The following is a 1452-nucleotide window of genomic DNA, read 5'->3' as shown; positions in this document are numbered from 1 at the left end:
GCCGCCGCGGCTTCGGCTCCGCCGCAGATTCCCTTGGCTCCGGCGAAACGTGTGCAGGCGCGGTTCAATCCGCTTGCCGACGGCGTGATGTATCTGGTCGTGTTCGTCGGCGGTTTCGCCGGCGTGGGATGCCGCCGCGTTCTGGACAGGGTGCTGTCTCCCGTCGACGGCGTCTTCGATGCCGGCACGTTCGTCGCGAATATGATCGCATGCCTGTTGTTCGCGATGCTGGTGGAATACATGGCGAACGCCACATGGCTGAAACGGCGCGTCCGGCAGGTCGCGAGCCGGGGCGTCGGATTGGGATTCCTCGGCGGAATGTCCACGATGTCCGGCGTGATGCTGGAGACCATGGAGGGATTGTATCGTGGCCGTTGGTTGGGCGCGTTCGGATATCTCGCCATGAATTTCGCCGGGGGATTGTTCGTCTCCGCGCTTGGCGTGCTGATCATGCAGATGCTGTTGGCCCGATTCGCGCAGGGCACCGTAACGTCCGATTCCGTGGCATCGGGCATGCGGCAGGATGCTGCCGCATCGCCGCTTTCTGGTTCCGTTCCGTCGGGTACCGGTGGGATGGGTCCCGGTGAGACGGATGCCGACGGTATGGGTACCGGTGGGATGGAAGTGCGGCATGTGAAGGTGGCGGATGCGGCCCATTCGGCGGCCAAGAGCGCTCTTGAGGCCGCATTTGCCGCGCAGGTGGCCGCGCAGCAAGCCGCCCACGTCGCCGCCAATTCGCAATCCGCGGCACCAATGGCCGCCGCAAATGCGGGAGATGCGACGAATCGTCCCGATACGAATCTCCGCAATACGAACTTCCCCGATACGAATCGTTCCGATAGCGGGAATCCTTCGAATGCATCCACGGTGTCGGGCGCGACGGCCGCTGTGCCGGGCGCGACGAATACTACGCCGAACGCTTTGCCCAGCTTCGAGCCCAAGCCGGTGACCGCGGAAATCCCGGTCTCTCCCGATCCGATCACCGGGGAGGTGCGCTGATGATCTGGCTTATCTGCTTTTTCGGCGGTCTTGGCGCCATGGCCCGCTACGTGCTCGACGTGTCGATTCAGCGCAGTTGGAACCGTGCGGGGAACCGCGTCTTTCCGATGGCCACATTGGTGATCAACGGTATCGCGTCGCTGTTCGCGGGCGTCGCGATGATGTCGTTTTACGCGCAATCGGTCGATATGGATACGACCATGACGTTCGTCGTCGGTTTTCTTGGCGGATTCTCAACGTTTTCGGCCGCTTTGAACGAGGTGTTGTCGTTGATTCGCAAACGCCGTTTCGCCATGGCCCTGGGATACGGATTCGCGACTGTGGCGGTGCCCTTGGTGTGCGTCGCCGTGGGTTTCGGCATCACGGTGCTTGTCGGGCATGCGTGATGCCGGCGGACTGGCGAATTGCCGGGTATCGGACCGGTTCGATACCACGGTAGGATGGAGCCTGTCG

2 protein-coding genes are annotated in these 1452 nt (G+C 62.9%); both read left to right on the top strand.

Annotation, left to right across the window (positions count from 1 at the left end; all coding sequences use genetic code 11):
• Nucleotides 1–999 (top strand): fluoride efflux transporter FluC (locus B3C64_RS01330; RefSeq protein ID WP_291533203.1); only part of this gene is annotated, 999 nt, incomplete at its 5' end.
• On the top strand, nt 999–1385 hold the full coding sequence (locus tag B3C64_RS01325; RefSeq protein WP_291533201.1) for a fluoride efflux transporter FluC: 387 nt from the start codon (nt 999–1001) through the stop codon (nt 1383–1385). The genes B3C64_RS01330 and B3C64_RS01325, both read left to right, overlap by 1 nt.
• Nucleotides 1386–1452: the final 67 nt, after the last annotated feature.

Source organism: Bifidobacterium sp. UBA6881, assembly GCA_002451435.1.
Lineage (GTDB): Bacteria > Actinomycetota > Actinomycetes > Actinomycetales > Bifidobacteriaceae > Bifidobacterium.
Note: the sequence above shows the minus strand (reverse complement) of the source record. Positions and strands in the feature narration are given on the sequence as shown.

What these genes read in the sequence shown, in the direction of transcription:
- B3C64_RS01325 (WP_291533201.1), top strand. Translation starts at nt 999, where the DNA reads ATGATCTGGCTTATCTGCTTTTTCGGCGGTCTTGGCGCCATGGCCCGC.